At 74.7% G+C, this 18,287-nt stretch carries 15 protein-coding genes; 11 read left to right on the top strand and 4 right to left on the bottom strand.

Annotated features, from left to right (window positions below; all coding sequences use genetic code 11):
* Window positions 1-198: 198 nt before the first annotated feature.
* Window positions 199-951 (top strand): TIGR03089 family protein, encoded by a 753-nt coding sequence (locus OKX07_RS12490; RefSeq protein WP_265628386.1) that lies wholly within the window; start codon window positions 199-201, stop codon window positions 949-951.
* On the opposite strand, the gene OKX07_RS12495 is transcribed toward OKX07_RS12490, so the two are convergent.
* Entirely contained in the window at window positions 940-1,800 is an 861-nt protein-coding gene (locus tag OKX07_RS12495) for a glycosyltransferase family 2 protein (RefSeq protein ID WP_265628387.1), read from the bottom strand. The two genes, OKX07_RS12490 and OKX07_RS12495, sit on opposite strands and share 12 nt — an antisense overlap.
* A 42-nt stretch (window positions 1,801-1,842) precedes the next feature.
* Between OKX07_RS12495 and OKX07_RS12500 the strand changes: the two genes are divergently transcribed.
* On the top strand, window positions 1,843-2,601 hold the full coding sequence (locus tag OKX07_RS12500) for a glycosyltransferase family 2 protein (protein WP_265628388.1): 759 nt from the start codon (window positions 1,843-1,845) through the stop codon (window positions 2,599-2,601).
* A complete protein-coding gene (locus OKX07_RS12505) occupies window positions 2,598-3,014 on the top strand; it encodes a DUF2304 domain-containing protein (protein ID WP_265628389.1) in 417 nt (138 codons plus the stop codon). The genes OKX07_RS12500 and OKX07_RS12505 overlap by 4 nt, the downstream gene beginning before the upstream one ends.
* On the opposite strand, the gene OKX07_RS12510 is transcribed toward OKX07_RS12505, so the two are convergent.
* Both OKX07_RS12510 and OKX07_RS12515 read right to left on the bottom strand, forming a co-directional pair.
* The gene (locus OKX07_RS12510) at window positions 2,949-3,716 is read right to left on the bottom strand and encodes a glycosyltransferase (protein WP_265628390.1); all 768 of its coding nucleotides are present in this window, start codon (window positions 3,714-3,716) and stop codon (window positions 2,949-2,951) included. The two genes, OKX07_RS12505 and OKX07_RS12510, sit on opposite strands and share 66 nt — an antisense overlap.
* Window positions 3,713-4,963: a hypothetical protein gene (locus OKX07_RS12515; protein WP_265628391.1), complete on the bottom strand. Its 1,251-nt coding sequence runs from the start codon at window positions 4,961-4,963 to the stop codon at window positions 3,713-3,715. The genes OKX07_RS12510 and OKX07_RS12515 overlap by 4 nt, the downstream gene beginning before the upstream one ends.
* Window positions 4,964-5,079: 116 nt before the next feature.
* On the opposite strand from OKX07_RS12515, the gene OKX07_RS12520 reads away from it, so the two are divergent.
* From OKX07_RS12520 to rfbA, 3 genes are all read left to right on the top strand, one after another.
* Complete coding sequence (locus OKX07_RS12520) at window positions 5,080-6,030, top strand: glycosyltransferase (RefSeq protein ID WP_265628392.1); 951 nt, start codon at window positions 5,080-5,082, stop codon at window positions 6,028-6,030.
* A 118-nt stretch (window positions 6,031-6,148) separates the two neighbouring features.
* The gene (locus OKX07_RS12525; RefSeq protein WP_265628393.1) at window positions 6,149-8,023 is read left to right on the top strand and encodes a hypothetical protein; all 1,875 of its coding nucleotides are present in this window, start codon (window positions 6,149-6,151) and stop codon (window positions 8,021-8,023) included.
* 6 nt (window positions 8,024-8,029) lie between these two features.
* Window positions 8,030-8,899: a glucose-1-phosphate thymidylyltransferase RfbA gene (gene rfbA / locus OKX07_RS12530; protein ID WP_265628394.1), complete on the top strand. Its 870-nt coding sequence runs from the start codon at window positions 8,030-8,032 to the stop codon at window positions 8,897-8,899.
* A gap of 54 nt (window positions 8,900-8,953) precedes the next feature.
* Here the strand turns inward: rfbA and OKX07_RS12535 are convergent, their stop codons facing one another.
* Window positions 8,954-9,970: a glycosyltransferase family 2 protein gene (locus OKX07_RS12535; RefSeq protein ID WP_265628395.1), complete on the bottom strand. Its 1,017-nt coding sequence runs from the start codon at window positions 9,968-9,970 to the stop codon at window positions 8,954-8,956.
* Window positions 9,971-10,237: 267 nt separating this feature from the next.
* Here OKX07_RS12535 and OKX07_RS12540 point away from each other — a divergent pair, with 267 nt between their 5' ends.
* From OKX07_RS12540 to OKX07_RS12560, 5 genes are read left to right on the top strand one after another with little or no spacing between them, the layout of a single operon-like run.
* On the top strand, window positions 10,238-11,275 hold the full coding sequence (locus OKX07_RS12540; RefSeq protein WP_265628396.1) for a hypothetical protein: 1,038 nt from the start codon (window positions 10,238-10,240) through the stop codon (window positions 11,273-11,275).
* A complete protein-coding gene (locus OKX07_RS12545; protein ID WP_265628397.1) occupies window positions 11,262-12,560 on the top strand; it encodes a glycosyltransferase in 1,299 nt (432 codons plus the stop codon). The genes OKX07_RS12540 and OKX07_RS12545 overlap by 14 nt, the downstream gene beginning before the upstream one ends.
* Complete coding sequence (locus OKX07_RS12550; protein WP_265628398.1) at window positions 12,557-13,558, top strand: lysylphosphatidylglycerol synthase domain-containing protein; 1,002 nt, start codon at window positions 12,557-12,559, stop codon at window positions 13,556-13,558. The genes OKX07_RS12545 and OKX07_RS12550 overlap by 4 nt, the downstream gene beginning before the upstream one ends.
* Window positions 13,555-15,327 (top strand): ArnT family glycosyltransferase, encoded by a 1,773-nt coding sequence (locus tag OKX07_RS12555; RefSeq protein WP_265628399.1) that lies wholly within the window; start codon window positions 13,555-13,557, stop codon window positions 15,325-15,327. Before OKX07_RS12550 ends, OKX07_RS12555 begins: the two co-directional genes overlap by 4 nt.
* Before the next feature lie 34 nt (window positions 15,328-15,361).
* Window positions 15,362-18,241 carry a DUF6044 family protein gene (locus OKX07_RS12560; RefSeq protein WP_265628400.1) on the top strand — a complete coding sequence of 960 codons (2,880 nt, stop codon included), beginning with the start codon at window positions 15,362-15,364 and terminating at the stop codon, window positions 18,239-18,241.
* Window positions 18,242-18,287: the final 46 nt, after the last annotated feature.

Below are 18,287 nucleotides of genomic sequence, written 5' to 3' on the forward strand. Positions count from 1 at the left end.
GTCGTGTCGCTGATCACGCCCGACCCGGCCGGTGCGGCGGCCAGGCCGCGACGGTGGTGCGCGTATGAACCAGTTCTCAGGGAATTACACGCGTGTCGTTCGCGATCGTCAACCGGAGACGTGCTAGATGCCCGAGTTGTCCGGGTGAAAGTTGCGGAGGCCCGGCGTGGCGTGCGCGCGAGTCTAGCCTTGGGCCCCATGTCGCCCCTCCCGAGCCGGTCCCCGTCCGACGTCACCACGCTCCTCGACGTGCTCCAGGGTGAGCCGGGTCGTCCCCGGATCACCTGGTACGGCCCCGACGGGGAGCGCGTCGAGCTGTCGGGAGCCGTCCTGGCCAACTGGGTGGCCAAGAGCACGAACCTGCTCGTCGACGAAGCGGACGCCGCGCCCGGCGTGCGCATCGCCCTGGACCTGCCGCCGCACTGGCGGGCGCTCGTCTGGGCGCTGGCCGCGTGGCGGTGCGGCGCCTGCGTGGTGCTCGGCCCGGACACCGGCGGCGGGGTGGACGTCGTGGTGACCGACCGCCCCGCGGACGCCCGCGACGCGCCGCTCGTCGTCGCGGTCGCGCTCCCCGCGCTCGCCCGCGCGTTCGACGCCCCGCTGCCCGCCCACGCGGTCGACGGCGCGGCCGTCCTGTCCTACGCGGACGTCGTCACGTGGGCGCCGACGACCGACCCGGGTTCCCCCGCCCTCGTGACCGACGGCACCGTCCTGCCGCACTCCGCGCTGCTCGCGCACCCGGCACCCCCAGCCCGACGCGTGGCCCTCGCGGCGGACGACCTCGCGGCCGTGCTGCGCTCCGCGCTCGCCACGTGGGCCGCCGACGGGTCCGTGGTCCTCGTCGAGCGCTCCACCGCCGCCGCACTGCGCGACGACCCGGCGCGCCGGGCCCGGGTGCTGGACCCCGAGCGCGTCACCGACGACCTGCTGGGGGCCGCGTCACCCGCGTGAGACCGCGAGCCGCCACAGCGCCCGCCGGTCGGCCGCACCCGGCACGGCCAGCGTCGCGAGCGCGTGCAGCCGCGACGTGACGCGCCACCGCGCGGCCCGCTCGGCACGCCGCCACCCGAGGGCCCGCATCTGCGCGGCGGCGTCCCGGAAGTACGCGACCTCGCCGTCGAAGCGTCCGGTGCCCGGCGCGGACGCGCTGGCGTGCCGCCGGTAGAGGAAGCAGACCTCGGGCTCGAGCAGCAGGCCCTCCCCCGCCGCGACCATGTCGATCACCAGCGCGAGGTCCTGGATGACGGCACGTCCGGGCTGGAAGGGCGTGGCGAGCAGGGTCTCGCGCCGGAACGCCAACGACGGGAAGTACAGCCAGTCGCCGTGCAGCAGGCTCGTCGCCAGCCGCTCGCCGCGCAGCACGCGCGCCGGCCCCCGGGGTCGCAGCAGCGCCTTGACGCGGTCGGCCAGCGGGGTCGCCGGCTCGCCGGCCGCGTCGATCACCCGCACGCCCGGCTGCACCACGGCGACGTCCGGGTGGGCACGGTGCGCCGCGAGGACGGTGCGGACGTACCCCGGCAGCAGGACGTCGTCGCACCCCGGCAGCACCAGCCGCTCCTGCGTCGCCAGCTCGACGCACGTGCGGAACGTCGCGGTGATCCCCTCGTTGCGCTCCTTGCGCACGTACCGCACGCGCGGGTCGTCGAGCGTCGCCATCCACTCCTGCACCGTGCGGTCGGGGTAGGCGTCGTCCACCACGGTGAGCAACCAGTCGGGGCTGTCCTGCGCGAGGACGCTGCGCACCGTCTCCTGCAGCAGTCGGGGGTCCCCCCAGTACGGGACGAGGATGTCGAGCGGCACAGCACAGAGGTTATCCGCGGGCTGCCACTAGGCTGGGCCGCCGTGACTGCACCCGCCCGTCCGCGGCTCCTCGTCGTCGTCCCCGCCTGGAACGAGGAGACGGTCCTGCCCCTCGTCCTCGACGAGCTGGCGGCGACCGTCCACGACGCCGACGTCCTCGTGGTCAACGACGGCTCCACCGACGGCACCGCCGCCGTCGTGCGGGCGCACCCCCGCGCGATGCTGCTCGACCTCCCGCTCAACCTCGGCGTCGGGGGGGCGATGCGCGCGGGCTTCCGGTTCGCGCAGCGGCACGGGTACGACCGTGTGGTGCAGCTCGACGCCGACGGCCAGCACAACCCGGCGGACATCGCCCGCGTCGTCGCGCTCCTCGACGAGGGTGCCGACGTCGCGATCGGCGCCCGGTTCGCCGGTGAGGGCGACTACCGCGCCCGCGGCCCGCGGCGCTGGGCCATGGCGCTGCTGTCGACCGTGCTGTCCCGCACGGCGGCGACCCGCCTGACCGACACGACGTCCGGCTTCCGGGCAGCCAACGCCCGCGCGATCGCGCTCTTCGCACGCGACTACCCGGCCGAGTACCTCGGCGACACCGTCGAGTCGCTGGTCATCGCGTGCCGGGCCGGCCTGCGCATCCGTCAGACCCCCGTCACCATGCGCGCGCGCGCCGGCGGCGCACCGTCCCACGGCCCCGGCAAGGCCGCGATCTTCCTCGGTCGGGCCGTGCTCGCCCTCGGGGTCGCCCTGTCCCGTCCCATGGCTCCGCCCCCGCCGGCGCCCCGCCCCACCGGAGCCGCCGCGTGACCGGTTACGCGTTCGCCGTCGCGTCGTGCGTCGCGCTCGTCGCCTTCCTGCTCGTCCTGCTGCGCACCCGCAAGCTGCGCGAGAAGTACGTCGTGGTGTGGATCGCCCTGGCCCTCGGGGTCACGGTGCTCAGCCTCTTCCCCGACGTGGTCGGCACGCTCGCCCGGTGGGCCGGGGTGCAGACGCCCAGCAACCTGCTGTTCGCGGCGTCGCTGCTCGTGCTGCTGCTCGTGTGCATCCAGCTCAGCGCGGAGATCACCGCGCTGGAGGAGGAGACGCGCACCCTCGTGGAGGAGGTCGCCCTGCTGCGTCTCGACGTCGAGCGCGGGTTCATCGGCCCGCACGCGTCACCCGCGCAGGGCCCGCCCGCGCCGCCGCAGCTCGACGAGGCACCGCAGCAGCAGGAGCCGTGACCCCAGCGCCGCCCGCACGCCGCGCGGCCGGGCGGGGCTGGTGTTGTCGTCGTGGTACCGCCGCAGGACGCTCACGGCCTCGTCGTGCACCATCGTGCCCGTGAGGTTGCCGTACAGGGCGATCCACAGGTCGTGCGACTCGACGAGGAACGGCGGGAACGGCAGCAGCGTGTCGAGCGCGCCCCGCCGCACCCCCATCGCGCAGCCGAAGTACGGCCGGTTGCCCGCCAGGACCCCCAGCACGTCCCGCACCCGGCGGCCCCCGACCTTGCCGCGCAGCCGCCAGGACGACTGACCGTAGGGCCCGGGGATCGCGTCGGGGCCGCCGAGGGTCGCCAGGTTGGTCGCCACGACGTCGCCGACGGCCAGGTCGTCGACCATGCGTGCGAGGCGGCCCGGCACCCAGACGTCGTCCTGGTCGGCGAGCAGCAGCACGTCACCGCGCGCCGCGCGCAGCGCGGACTCGAACGTCCGCACGTAGCCGCGGTTCTCGTGCTGCAGGACGATCCGGACGCGGGGGTCGTCGACGCGCGCGAGCACCTGCGGCGTCGCGTCGTCGGACGCGTCGTCCACGACCACGAGCTCGTCGTCGGGCCCCAGCTCGGCCAGGATCGAGGCGATCTGCTCCTCGACCCAGCGCGCGCCGCGGAACGTCGCCATGCACACGCTGACGCGGGGGGCGGTCGACCCGTCGCCCGTCACGGCGCGACCTCGCGCGCGCCACGCGCGAGCGCGACCAGGTGCACGACCAGGCCCACCGCGGGGCCGACGACGAGCCCGAGCACCGTCCGCTGCTCCAGCCCGCCCGGCAGCAGCAGCACGACGACGGCCGCGCCGCTCGCCGCGAGCCACCCGCCGACGAACGCCCGGTGGCGGGTCAGCGACTGGCACAGCGCACCCGTCAGCACCAGGAGCGCGAGACCCACCGACGCGAGCGTCAGCACGCCCATGAGGGCACCCTCGAGGCGGTAGCCCGGCCCGAAGACCCAGGCCATGAGCGGCGGGCCCAGGACGGCCGCGAGCCCCGCGGCCACGACGCCGACGGCCGCGACCGCGCCGGCGATCGGTGCCAGCGCCCGCAGGCCCCGGTCCTGGTGGGCGACGAAGTGCGCGACGGCCACGCCCTGGAACGCGTTGAGGGGCACCAGGAGCGGGGCTCGGGTCACCGAGATCGCGAGCAGCAGCGGTGCCGCGGCCTCGTACGCGGCCGGTGCCGTGGTCGCGGCGAGCAGCACCGGGTAGCCCACGACGAGGATCGCACTGGCTCCCGAGGCGACCGTCGCCGCGGCGACGCGCCGTGCGACCACGCCGGCCGGTGCGTCGGTGCGCGCGCGCGCGACCTCGCGGGTCGCCGGGGAGAGGAGCACGACCAGCAGCCACGCGGTCGCGCCCAGCGCCGCGGCCCAGGCCAGGCCGCCGAGCCCGAGGCCGAGGACCGCCGCCGCCCCGACCAGGCCGAGCCGCCACAGCGCCTCGGCGCCCACGAGACGCGCGTACGACGCCCACCGGCGCGACCCGGCGAGCGCGCCGACGAGCGCGGAGTGCACGGCGAACGCCAGGGCGCCCACCGCCGCGGGGACGACGAGCGCGGCGTGGCCGTCGGGGAGCACGACCTGCGACCACACGGGAGCGGCGAGCGCGCACAGCACGACCGTGACGGCCCCGACGCCGACGGCGACCCGCAGCACGGTCGGTGCGCCGTCCGGTGCACCGTCACGTCGCGCAGCAGCCACCGCGCGCGTCGTCTCGACCGAGAACCCGCTCAGCAGCCCGAAGAGCAGGAAGAGCAGCGCCCACCAGGTGACGAAGACGGTGTTGTCGGCCTCGTCGAGCGTCCGCGTGGCGATCACGAGCACGGCGTAGCCGCTCAGGGCCGAGACCCCGGTGGCGACGGCGATGCCCACGGCGTCCCGTCGTCCGACGACCGCGGACACGGCGGCGTCGCTCATCGTGGTCCCTCCCGGCGGCTCGTCGCGGACCTCCCGCGGCACCCTCGCGCGCACCCCGGGGCGGCGCCACGGCGCCTGCGGTCGGCCGCGCCGCGTCGGAGTGTACGTTGTGCGCCATGTCGTCGCAGGGACGCCGTCCGGTCCGCGGGGTCGCCGCGCTGGTCAGCTCGTACCATCCCGACGACCGGCTCGCGGCCGTCTGCGCGTCCCTCGCCGGGCAGGTCGACGTGGTGGTCGTGGTCGACGACGGCACCGGCCACTCGGCCGACGCGGTCCTCGCCGCGTGCACCGCCGCGGGCGCCCTCGTCGTGCGCCACCCGGAGAACCGGGGCATCGGTGCCGCGCTGTGCACGGCCGCCGCGCGCGCGGCGGACGGGCCGCAGCGGCCCACCTGGTTCCTCACGGTCGACCAGGACTCGGTCGTCCCCGACGGGTACGTCGACGCGCTGCTCGCCGCGGCGGCCGCCGCGCGGGACGCCGGGCTCGACCCCGCGCTGGTCGGACCGGCGCACGTCGAGGACGTCGGCTCCCGGGTCGCGGGGCGCGACGGCGACGTGCTGCTCGGCCGCGAGCCGCTGCAGTCGGGGCTGCTCGTCGCCGCCGACCTGGCGCCCGCGCCGGGAGGCCTCCCCTTCGACGCGGGCCTGTTCATCGACGGCGTCGACACCGAGGTGTACCTGCGCGCCCGGACGACGGGACGCGCCGTGGTCGTCGCACCCGGGACCCGCCTCGGCCACCGCCTCGGCACCGTCGCCGACGCCGGCGCGGGGCTGCGCCTCGTCCACGCGGCGCCGTTCCGCTACTACTACATCGCCCGCAACCGCGTGCACCTGGTGCGGCGGTACGGTCGGCGTGCACCCTCCTGGGCTGCGGGCGCCGTCCTGCGTGACCTGCGCCACCTCGCCGTGACCAGCCTCCTGGTGCCGGGTCGCCGCGCACGCTGGCGTGCGACGCTACGGGGGGCCGTCGACGGCCTCCGCGGGGTCGTCGGCCCCGACCCGGAGCGCGTCGGACCACGGCAGCCCTCCCCGCCACGACCGGAGCACGATGCACCTCACGAGCGATGACCCGTCCCTCTCAGCGACGGGTCCCACCCCCGCGAGCGGCCCGCGTGACGGCGCCGCGGGGCCCGCAGGTCGCGGGTGGTCCCACGGGCTGCGCCGCCACTGGCACGTCCTGGCACCCGTGGCCGTGTTCCTGCTGCTCGTGGTCGCCGGCGTCTCGCTGTCGTCCATCGGCATCGCCGACCTGCGGCAGGACCCCACGAACCCCTACGGCCACCAGCTCGGTGAGCCGTTGCCGCTGCGCAGCGACGAGTTCCTGACGTCGACCCCGCTGAACCTGGGCGTCACCGCCACGGGCTCGACGGACGAGCAGAACCCGCTGGCGGCGCCGCACGGCTTCGCGTCGCTGCTGGCGTCCGGCCCGGCGTCCTCGGTGGTGCTCCACGACGCGACCCTGCTGCGCCTGGGGCCGTGGCTCCCCGACGCGTCGCTGCTCGCCTCCCGGTGGTGGCTGCCCGTGCTCCTGCTGCTGCTGGGCGCGCCGGCGTTCTTCCGCGAGGTGACCGGCAACCGGTGGATCGGGTGGTTCGGCGCCGGGCTGATGCTCGCGTCCCCCGCGACCGCGTGGTGGTCGCTGGGACCGGTCACCATGCTCGGGTACACGTTCGCGGGCGGCGCCGCCCTGCTGTTGTGCGCCCGACGGTGGACGCAGGACCGCCGGGCGGTGGCGGTCGCCTACGGCGTGGGTGCCGCGGTCCTGCTCGCCCGCACGCCGTTCCACTACCAGCCGTGGACGATCGTCGTCGTCCTGCCGCTGCTCGTCGCGGCGGTCGTGACCGTGCTGCGCGACCGTGAGCACCGCCGCACCGGGATCGTCGTCACCGCGGCCGTCGGCGGCGGCGCCCTCGCGCTCGCCGGGGCCGTGCTGGCCGAGAACTGGGAGTCGTTCCAGGCGATCACCAGCACGCTGTACCCGGGGGCCCGCATCGCGTCGGGCGCGGTGCAACCGCTGCAGGAGACGTTCGGGGCCACGCTGCTCGGGTGGCAGGAGTACCTGCCGATCACGGGCACCAACAACTCCGAGATCTCGTCGTCGTTCGCGGTCGCCGCGATCTGGGCGTTCGCGCTGGTGGCCGTCCGTGCGGTCGCCTGGCGCGGCGTGAACCGCCCGGCCCTCGCCGTCCTCGGTGCGGCCACGGTGTTCTGGCTCTCGTGGGTGCTGGTCGACTGGGGTTCCGTCGGCACGCACCTGCCGCTGGCGAACCTGGTCCCGCCGGGTCGGGCGACCGACGTCCTGGGGTACCTCGCGATCGCGCTGGTCTGCGTCCTGCTGCCCTCGCTGGTCGAGCGGCCGGGACCGTGGCGGGCCGTGGCCTGCGGCCTCGCGGTCGCCGCCGTCGTCGCGGTCGCCGGCGCCGCGCTGCAGCAGGAGAACCTGCGGGGACTGTCGAGCGCGCACATCCTGCTCGCGACCGTGCTCACGGGCCTGAGCGTCGCGCTCATCACGTGGCGTCCCCGGTCCGCCGTCCCCTACGTGCTGGCCGTCGTCCTGGCCGTCTCGCTGGTGTGGCGGGTCAACCCCGTGCTCGTCGGCCTCGGCGACCTGCGTGCCAGCGCGACCGCGCAGCAGATGCTGCGCGCGGGCGCCGAGCTCCGCGAGCGCGGGCAGGTGTGGGCGTCGGACGACGTGGCGGTCGACTCCCTCATGCTCGCCACCGGGGTCCCCGCGCTGTCCGGGCGTCAGATGGCGGGGCCCGACCGCGCGGCGTGGCAGCGCCTGGTGCCGGACTCCGACGAGCGGGTGTGGAACCGCGGGGGGTCGTTCGTGACGTTCATCTGGGACGCCGCCGCGCCCGTCACGGTGCGCAACCCGTCGGCCGACCACATCGAGGTCCGCGGCCCGGCGTGCGAGATCGCGGCCCGCATGCCCGAGCTGACGTCGGTCGTCTCGCGCCACACGCTGAGCGAACCCTGCCTCGTCGAGGCCGAGAGGTTCACATGGGGTGGTCAGACCCACTGGAGGTACACGGTGGACCTCCCGGATACGGCAGGATAGGGCGCCATGCGCGGAATCATCCTGGCCGGCGGCTCGGGCACCCGACTGCACCCCATCACCCTCGGCGTCAGCAAGCAGCTCGTGCCGGTGTACGACAAGCCGATGATCTACTACCCGTTGTCGACGCTGATCCTCGCGGGGATCCGCGACGTGCTGATCATCACGACCCCGCACGACGCCGAGCAGTTCCGGCGGCTGCTGGGCGACGGGTCGCAGTTCGGCGTCTCCATCGAGTACACCGTGCAGGCCGAGCCCAACGGGCTCGCGCAGGCGTTCGTCCTCGGGGCGGACTTCGTCGGCACCGACGCGGCGGCCCTGGTGCTCGGCGACAACATCTTCTACGGCCCCGGGCTCGGGTCGAAGCTGGAGCGGTTCGAGAACATCGACGGGGGCGCGGTCTTCGCCTACCGCGTGGCCGACGCGACGTCGTACGGCGTCGTCGAGTTCGACTCCGCGGGCCGCGCGCTCTCCCTGGAGGAGAAGCCCGCGCACCCGAAGAGCAACTACGCGGTGCCGGGGCTGTACTTCTACGACAACGACGTCATCGAGATCGCGCGCGACCTCAAGCCGTCGGCGCGCGGCGAGTACGAGATCACCGACGTCAACCGCACCTACCTCGAGCAGGGGCGCCTCCAGGTCGAGGTCCTCCCGCGCGGCACGGCCTGGCTCGACACCGGCACGTTCGACTCGCTCCTCGAGGCCTCCGAGTTCGTCCGCACGGTCGAGGCACGTCAGGGCCTGAAGGTCGGCTCCCCCGAGGAGGTGGCCTGGCGCCGCGGCTTCCTGTCCGACGACGAGCTGCGCGAGCGCGCGGAGAAGCTCCTGAAGTCGGGCTACGGGACGTACCTGCTGGGGCTGCTGGAGTCCGAGCGCTGACGTGCCGCGGCGACCGGCCGCGCCCTGGCGGGGCCTCCGGGCCTCCGGATCCCGCTAGGGGCGGCCGGTCTGCTCGGTCCGGCGTGCGGCCTCCGTCGACCAGCTCTCCCAGGACGGGGCCTCGCGCAGGTCGCCGCGGTACTGCATCTCCTTGATCCGCTCGAGCTGCTCCTCGAGCAGGATGCGGTTGGTCCGCTGGAGCTCGGACAGCACGCCGAGCGCGAGCGACAGGAGCGCGGCGACCGCCATGATCGCGCCGAAGATCAGGGACTGGACGTTGCCGTCGGCCCCCCCGTGCACGGCCCACAGGACCAGGAACCGGATCATCGGGACCAGCGCGAGCGCGGCGAAGAGCGTCGTCAGCGACGCGAAGACGGCCTGCGGCTTGAACATCAGGTAGCTGCGGATGATCGCGGCGGCCGAGTGGCTCATGTGCTGCGCGATGCTCGTGAACAGCCGCGACTCCCGGGTCTTGGCGTTCGTCGTGACCGGGATGCTGACGATCTTCAGCCGCTTGTGCCCGGCCTGGATGATCGTCTCCATGCAGTAGGAGAACTCGGTGACGACGTTCAGCCGGATGAGCGCGGGGCGCGAGTACGCGCGGAACCCGCTCGCGGCGTCGGGCAGGTCCGTGTCGGCAGCCCCGTTGACCACCGCGCTCCCCACGCGCTGCATGAGCTTCTTGAAGGCCGAGAACTCGGCGATCGTCCCCGTCTGCCGGTCCGCGATGACGATGTCCGCCTCGCCCGCGAGGATCGGCGCGACCAGGTCACCGATGCGGTCCTGCGGGTACTGGTTGTCCCCGTCGGTGTTGACGACGATGTCGGCGCCGTGCGCCAGCGCGTAGTGCACACCGTCACGGAACGAGCGCGCCAGCCCCATGTTGCGGGTGTGCCGCACGAAGTGCTGCACACCGTGCGCCCGCGCGACCTCGACCGTGCGGTCGGTCGAGCCGTCGTCGATGACGAGGATCTCGGTCTCCACCCCGTCGATGCTGCGCGGGACCGAGCTCAGCACCGCCGGCAGCGTCGCCTCCTCGTTGAGGCAGGGGATCTGGATGAAGACCTTCACGTTCACGTCCTGGTGGCAGAGGCGGGTGGCGCGATTGTACGAGGCCCCCAGGTCCGGGGGCCCAGAGCGCCGTGCACAGGGCACCGGGCACCGAGGTCCCGGACGCGGCTTTGCTAAACTCCGCTGCGCATCGCCGGGGAGGCCACGCCGCAGGCAGCGCGCGTCCCCTCGCCGAGCACCGACCGCGCCCTGCCGGGTGGCGGACGGGCGGGGCCTCGGTCGGACGGCGGGGCCCCCGACATCGTCGGAACGGGTGGGTAGATCGTCGTGACCTCGTACAACTTCTACGGCTTCCTGACCGTGGAGCTGGTCACGGCACACCGCGGCTGGCGCCGCTACTTCGACAACGAGTACCAGCGGATCGCGCGGGCGACGACCTCGTCGCCGCGTGCCGCCACGGTGCGTGTCGAGCTGGTGGACCGGCTCCCGGACGCCCGGCCCGGTGACGTCGTGCACGTCACCCGGTTCAAGCGCCTCTTCACCTACCGCACCCTCGTGCGCGACCTCGACACCGACCGCGTGACGATCTACTTCGCCCGCCACTGGGTCGACCGCGTGTACATGAACGCCGTCGGCGTGTACTTGCAGGCCCAGGTCCTCGAGCCGGTCATGTACTACAAGCTGTTGCAGCAGCGCGTGCTGCTCATGCACGCGGCCGGGGTCACCAAGGACGGCGAGGCGACCCTCCTGCCGGCGTACGGCGGCACGGGCAAGACGACCCTGAGCATCGCGCTGCTCGACCAGGGCTACCGGTTCCTGGGCGACGACCTGCTGCTCGTCGACACGACCGACCTCACGGTGCACCCCTACCCGCGGCCGCTGCACATCTTCACGTACAACGTGCGCTCGCTCACCGGCGCCCGGATCCCCCTGCGCCACCGCGCCGCGGTGTACGCCAAGAACGTGCTGCGCTTCGTGCTCGAGCGCGTCCTGCGCACCGAGTTCCTCATCTCGACCCGCGTCCACGCGGACGAGCTCTTCGCCGACGACGTCTTCGGTGAGACGTCACCCGTCGGCGGGATCGCGTTCCTGCGCAAGGACGGCGCGGCCTTCACGACGGTCGACGTGACGGACGACAACGCGCGCGACCTGGCCGCGGCGATCGCGGAGTCGGCCGACCTCAACGACAGCCTGCGCGAGCTCCTCGCGCACGACGCGCCGTTCCTCGCGGCGTTCACGGACCTCGAGCTCGACGTGATCGAGACGCTGCTGCGCGGCACGGGCCGCCTCACGCACGTCAACTCGCGCGCACTGACCGACGCGGACAGGTCCCGCTTCGCCGAGCTGACCCGTGGCACGGCGTGAGCCCGGCCGCCCCGTGCGGCCCTGCGTCCTCGTCCTCGCCTCGACCTTCCCGTCGTCCGACGACGACCCCGTCCCCGCGTTCGTCCGGGACCAGGTCCGCGCGCTGACGGGCGAGTTCCCCGACCTGGACGTGTGCGTCGTCGCACCGCACGACCGCCGCTCGCGGACCCGGTCCCTCACGCACCACGCCACGTTCGACGAGGTCCGGTTCCACTACGCGCTGCCGCGCAGCGCCGAGGTGCTGGCCGGCCGCGGCATCATGCCCGCGCTGCGCGGCAACCCCTGGCTGTACCCGGTCGTGCCGCTGCTCTTCCTCGGCGAGCTCGTGGCGGTGCTGCGCGAGACCCGACGCCGGCGACCCGCCGTCCTCTACGCGCACTGGTTCACCCCGCAGGCGGTCGTCGCGTCGTGGGTCTCGCGCCTGACCGGGGTGCCCTTCGTCTTCACGACGCACGCCTCCGACGTGGACGTGTGGCGCCGGGTGCCGTTCGCCGGGGCGCTCGTCGTGCGCCCGACGCTGCGCCGCGCCCGTGCCGCGTCGGCCGTGAGCACCCGCACGCTGCAGCGCCTGCGCCACTTCGACCCCGCCGGCCGTGTCGGGCCGCCGGTCCACGTCATCCCCATGGGGACGGACCTGCCGGACCGGCCGCGTGACCCGGCCGCACGCGCGGCCGCCCGGACGGCGCTCGCCGTCGACGGCGACGAGCTCGTCCTGCTCTTCGTGGGTCGGCTCGTCGAGAAGAAGGGTGTGCAGCACCTGCTGGAGGCGCTGCGCGTCGCGTCCGACGACCTCGGGCCGTGGCGCCTCGTGGTCGCCGGCGACGGGCCGCTGCGGGACGACCTCGTGGCCCGCGTCGAGCACCTGGGCCTGTCCGACCGGGTGGTCTTCACCGGCTACGTGTCCGGTGAGCGCAAGGCGAGCTGCTTCCGGGCGGCCGACGTGCTGGTCGTCCCCTCCGTCGTCGCGTCCGACGGCGACGTCGAGGGGCTGCCCGTCACCCTGATCGAGGGCCTGTCCTACGGCCTGCCCTGCGTCGCCACGCGGCAGAGCGGTGCGGACGACGTCCTCGACGACGGCCGCACCGGGCTGCTCGTCGACGAGCGGGACCACGACGGTCTCGCCGCCGCGCTCGTGCGCGTGGCGCACCTGGACGACGAGCAGCGCGAGGCGCTCGGCCGGCGTGCCGTCGAGCTGTCGCGCGCGTTCTCGTGGGACCACCTGGCCCGCCGCCACCACGACGCCCTGCTCGCGCCGTTCGTCGCGACAGCGCAGGCGGCGGCATGAGCCCGGCACCTCCGGGAGGGCGCGCGGCACGCTGGGTCCAGGTCGGCTTCACCGTCGCCGTCGTGCTGTTCATGACCCTGTACCTGCTGACGATCGACTGGTCGCAGCTCGAGGGCCTGCAGTTCGCGGTGCTGCCGATGCTCGCCGCGACGGTCCTCGCGCTGGTCTTCCGCTACTGGGGAGCCGGCGTCTGGCTCTTCCTGCTGCGCCGCCTCGGGGCGCAGCACCTGCGGCGGGACTGGCGCGAGCTGTGCCACGTGTACGCCAAGGCGTGGCTCGGACGGTACGTGCTGGGTGCCGGGACCTGGATCGTGGGCAAGGTCTGGTTCGCGGCGCAGCACGGTGTGAGCCGCTCCAAGCTCGCCGTGTCCGGTGTGCTCGAGGCCGCGCTGCAGCTCATCTCGACGCTCCTGGTCGGGCTCGCCCTCCTGGCGCTCGACCCGCGGCTGGACGCCGCCGGACCGCGTGCGACGCAGCTGTCGGTCGTCGCCGCCGTCCTGTGCCTGGTCGCGCTCACGCCTCCCGTGCTCCGGCGCCTCCTGGACCTGGTGCGCCGCGTCGTCCGGCGCGGCCCGATGCCGATCGAGGACAGGCCGTCGTGGTCGATGGTCCTCGGGGGCGGCGGGCTGTACGTGCTGGGGACCCTCCTGACGGGCGCGTCCTACTACCTGGTCGCCCGCGCCGTCTACCACGACCTGCCATGGTCGGACCTCGGCTACGTGGTGGGGGCTGCGAGCATCGCCTCCGCGGTGAGCATGCTGGCGTTCTTCGCCCCTGGCGGCATCGGGGTGCGCGAGGGCGTCCAGGTGCTGTTCCTGACCGCGCTCATGCCGGTCGAGGCAGCCGTCGTCGTCACGGTGCTGACGCGTCTGTGGAGCATCGTGGTGGACGTCCTGTTCCTGGCGGTGGCCAGGCTGATGCTGCGCCGGGGAGCCGTGCGCGACGACGGCGGGCGCCCTCCTGCGGCGGAGCTCACGACGCAACCGGGTCCGGCATGACGGCGCCGACGATCGTCGCGCGGCCGACCGCGCACCACGACGACGACCGGGCCGTCCGGCGCGGCCGGCTGTGGCCGACCCTCGTGGTGGGCGCGGTCGGCGTCGTCCTGCTCGTGCTCGTCGTGGCGCGGTCCGCGTACGACCTCAACAACATCGACGGCATCTCGTACATCTCGATCGCCCGCCAGTACGCCGCCGGCCACCTGCATGACGCGGTCAACGCCTACTGGTCGCCGCTCGTCAGCTGGCTCGCGGCACCGCTGGTGCGCGCCGGCGTCGGCGACATCACCGCGGTCGTCGCGGTCAACGCGGCGGCCTCGGTGCTGGGCACCGCGGTCGGCGTGGCGTTCGTCTGGCGGGTCACGCGGGGGCACACGGTCGCGACGGCACTGTTCGCCACGGTCGCCGTGGTCTTCTACGCCGGGAGCGCGCACGCGCTGACGCCGGACGTCCTCGTCGTGGCGTGGACCACCTGCTTCGTGTACGCGCTCCTGCGGGTCGACGAGGCGCTCGCGGCCGGCCGGCCGGTCGTGCTCGACGCGACCCTGCTCGGCGCGGTGTGCGCCGCGGGCTACGTGACGAAGCTGTTCCTGGTCCCGGTCGTCGTGGTCGGCCTGGCGCTCTGGCTGGCGCTGCGGCTCGCCGGCGGCGACGGCGCGGCCCGCCGTCGGCTGCTCGCCGCCTCCGGTGTCGCGCTGCTGGTCGGCCTGGCCCTGTCGGCTCCCTGGGTCGCGGCGCTGACGTGGAAGTACGGCGAGCTCACGATCGGCTCGTCCTTCGACGTCAACATGTCCGCGAAGTTCGACCCCGCGCAGAGCGGCGGGCCCACGGTCACGGACGCGCCGCTGTGGGCCCCGCCCAACGACCGCGCCGTGTCCTTCGGCGAGGACCGGACCTTCCAGGTCGGGGGCGACGCCGCGGACGAGCCCGGGCAGCCGCTCGGCGAGCGCGTCGGCTACTACCTCGACCAGCGCGTCCTGGCGCTGCCGCACTACCTCGAGAAGATCCGGTCGATCGCGCCGTGGGCGGTCGCCACGATGATCGTGTGCACCGTGGCGCTCGTCCTGCGCCGCGGCGGGGGGACCCTGCGTGCGCCGCTCGTCGTGCTCGCCGTGACCTTCTGGGTGTACTTCCTCGGGTACGCCGGCGTGACGACCGCGGCCCGCGCCGGGGGGAACTCGCGCTACTACCTGCCGCTGCTCATCCTCTCGACACTCGCGGCGTGCGTGGCGCTGCCGTACCTCTGGGACCGGTTCGCGCGCGGCGCCCGCGCGCCGCAGCGCGTGGTCGCGGTGGCGCTGGTCGCCCTGCTGCCGGTGAGCGTCGTGTGGCAGCACGGCGGCGGCCAGGGTCCGCCGTTCAGCGTGGCGGACTCGACGCGCGGCCTGGACTACCTGCTCGACGAGGCCGAGCCACCGGCGATCCAGCTGGTCGCGCAGGACCTCGCGGAGATGGTCGAGCCGGGCAGCCGGATCGTCGGGAGCAACTACCGCGGCACCCTGCGGCTCGCGTTCTACCTGCACGGTCAGGTGTACGGGCGGGCCGAGCAGGGGTACGACGTGGCCGACCCGGCGTTCCGCGCGAAGCTGCGGGACGCGGACATCGACTACTACCTGATGTTCACCCCGGCGCAGGCCGACCCCCCCGACCTCACGGCCCTGGGCCCGACGCTGCTCTCCACGACCGCCCAGACCACGTGCACGGACGACCTGGGGGCCGTGGTGCAGAGCTGCCGCATCGACCTGGTCGACCTGCGCGATGACGCCTGACCGGGTGCGTGCTGCCGTGCGTGGTGCGCGCGACGTGACCCGCCGGCTGCTCGTGACGGGACGGCGGCGCGGGCGTGCCGCCGTCACGACGGCACGCGGCTGGTCGTCCGCGAGCGTGGTGGCCTGGGGCGCGGTGGTCGCGTTCACCGTGGTCGGCATCGGCCCCGCCCTGATCGGCAGGGCCGTCTTCGTCGCGACCGACCTGCTCACCGGGCTGGCGCCGTGGAGCTCGTACGACCACGGGGACGGCACCGTGGACAACCCGTGGCCCGGCGACACGGTCGACTCGGTCACGCCGCGCCTGCTGCTGCTGAAGCACACCCTCCTGAGCGGTCGCATCCTGTGGTGGAACCCGTACGTCGCCGGCGGGAGCCCGCTCGGCTCGCTGCCGGACTCCTCGTTCTTCTCCCCCATGGCGTGGCCGTGGCTCGTGCTGCCGGACACCTACGCACCCGGCGCGGTCAAGCTCCTCGAGATCGTCGTCGCGTGCGCGGGCATGGCGCTGCTCCTGCGCCGCCTGGGGCTGAGCCCGGCGGCCCGGGCCGTCGGCGCCCTCGCGTTCGTGTCCAGCGGCTTCATGATCGCGTGGACCGGGTGGCCGCAGACCCGGGTCGCGGCGCTCGTCCCGCTGCTCCTGTGGGCGGTCGACCGGGTCGTGGGCGAGCGGCGCCGGCGCGACGCCCTCCTCATCGCCGTGATCCTCGCCTCGATGCTGCTCGGCGGGTTCCCCGCGATCGTCGTGTACGCCGTGTACACGTGCGTCGCCTACGCCGCCGTCCGGCTGTGGCGCGCCCGCGCCACCGCCCGCGACTGGTGCACCTCCGTGGTGATCGGCGTGTCCGGGGCCCTGCTCGGGGTCGGTCTGGCGGCCTGGCAGCTGGTGCCGTTCGTGGTCAACGCCGCCGGGTCCATCAGCTTCGACCGGCGCACCCAGACGCCCGGCATGCACCTCGACTGGTCGGCGCTCGCGACCGCGTTCGCCCCGGGCGCGCTGGGCGACGTCGACTCCCCGCTCTGGGGCGGGTCCCGCAACCCGGTGGAGCGGTTCTCGTTCGTCGGCGCCGCCACGCTCGTGCTCGTCGTCGCGGCGTTCCTGCGCAGCCGCGGACGCCCGGTCACGCACCCGCTGGTCTTCGCGGTGGTCGGTGCCGCGACCGGCACGGCGCTCGTCTACGGCGGGCTGCTGCTGGGCCCGGTCCAGGAGCTGCCGGGGTTCGACACGAGCTACGTGGGGCGGCTGCGCGTGATCCTCGGCCTGCTGCTCGCGGTGGCGGCGGCGTACGGCTTCGACCAACTCCGCGCGCGTGCGCACGCGACGGGGCCCGGCGACGACCCGCGCGAGGGCGCCGCGCTGCCCGGCGGCCGACGGCGCGTGCCACCGACCGTCGTCGTGCCCGCGGTCGTGGGGCTCGCCGTGGTGCTCGGGCTGGCGGTGGCGGTCCACCGCGCGCTCGGGACCGCGCCCCGCGCGCACGTCGCGGACGTCCGGACGCAGCTCGTCCTGGGGGGCGTCCTCGCCGCGGTCGGCGTCGCCGCCGTCCTGCTGGCCCGCTCCCGGCGTCGCCGCGGGGCCGCGACCGTCGCCCTGCTCGTCCTGCCCGTCCTCATGGCCGGCCAGGCCGCCTCCGTCGCCGTGGAGTGGTGGCCCCGGTCGCCCGTCGAGTCGTTCTACCCCACGACGGCCACGCACGACTTCCTGGCGGAGAACCTCGGCCAGTACCGCTTCACCAGCACCGGGTTCACCATGCTCCCGGGCAGCAGCAGCGCGTACGAACTGCGGTCGACGACGGGCCACGCCTTCCACACCGAGGCCTGGCGGGACCTGCTCGAGGCCGCGGACCCGGACGCCATGCGGACGTACACCTACTCGACCATGAGCACCGAAGCGCTCGGCTCCCCCGTCCTGGACCGCACCGCCACGCGCTTCGCGGTCGACGCGCCCGACGCGACGATCCCGGGCGACCTGGTCCCCACCGGCGCGTTCGGCACGTACGCGACGATGCCCGCCGGCGCGCGCGCGACGACGGCGCCGGTCGCGGGCGACGTCCGCGGCGCGCGGGTGGACCTGCCCACCGGGATCGCGCCGGTGGACGGGTCGGCGACGGTGCGCCTGCGCCTGTCCCTGCTCGACGCGACCGGGCACGTCCTGTCCTCCACGGTGGCGCAGGTCGCGGCGACGGCCGAGCCGACGAGCGAGTGGATCGCGTTGACCACCACCACCGCCGACGGGCCGTTCCGCCTGCGGCTGGAGGCGCTGGAGGCCGTCGACCTCGTGCTGCCTGTCGACGCGGCGGCCCGGTGGGTGGTCGCGGCGGTCGTCCCCGACGACGACCTGGTCGTCGTGCACACCGGCGACGCGACCGTCTACGAGCGGCCCACGGCGCTGCCACGCTTCCGCTGGGCGTCACGGGCACGCGTCGTCACCGACCCGGACCGGCGCGTAGAGCTGCTCGCCGAGGGCGCGCTCGACCCGGGTACCGTGCTCCTCGACGACCGGGCCGACCTGCGACCGACGGACCCGGACGCGACCGCCACCGTCCGCGTCGTGCACGACGACGGCGACGCCGTCGAGCTGCGGGTGTCGTCGACGGGAGCGGGCTACGCGGTCGTCGCCGACGCGTGGCGCGCCGGCTGGACCGCCCGGGTCGACGGCCGTGCGGTCGACCCGGTCGGGGCGGACCACGCGATGTGGGCGGTCCCGCTGACCGCGGGCACGCACCGCGTGGAGCTCGTGTACGAGCCCCCGGGCCTGCGCGCCGGGGCCCTGGCGACGGCCCTGTCGGCGGTGGTGCTGGTGGCCGGCGCGGCAGTCGTCGCAGGTCGCGCGGCCCGCGCTCGACGGGCGCGGCGGGTGGACGGATCGGACGTGACCAACGCGTCGACGGACGATGTCCTCCCCATGGCCCTGCGGTGATGCGGCATGATGACTGCCGTGCAGACGCGACGACCCCCGACGAACC

The organism is Cellulomonas sp. S1-8 (assembly GCF_026184235.1).
Classification (GTDB): Bacteria; Actinomycetota; Actinomycetes; order Actinomycetales; family Cellulomonadaceae; genus Cellulomonas.

Excerpts from the sequence above, each read along its gene's own strand:
- rfbA (WP_265628394.1), top strand. The coding sequence starts at position 8,030 with ATGCGCGGAATCATCCTGGCCGGCGGCTCGGGCACCCGACTGCACCCC.
- OKX07_RS12515 (WP_265628391.1), bottom strand. The coding sequence starts at position 4,963 with ATGAGCGACGCCGCCGTGTCCGCGGTCGTCGGACGACGGGACGCCGTG.
- OKX07_RS12520 (WP_265628392.1), top strand. The coding sequence starts at position 5,080 with ATGTCGTCGCAGGGACGCCGTCCGGTCCGCGGGGTCGCCGCGCTGGTC.
- OKX07_RS12555 (WP_265628399.1), top strand. The coding sequence starts at position 13,555 with ATGACGGCGCCGACGATCGTCGCGCGGCCGACCGCGCACCACGACGAC.
- OKX07_RS12490 (WP_265628386.1), top strand. The coding sequence starts at position 199 with ATGTCGCCCCTCCCGAGCCGGTCCCCGTCCGACGTCACCACGCTCCTC.
- OKX07_RS12550 (WP_265628398.1), top strand. The coding sequence starts at position 12,557 with ATGAGCCCGGCACCTCCGGGAGGGCGCGCGGCACGCTGGGTCCAGGTC.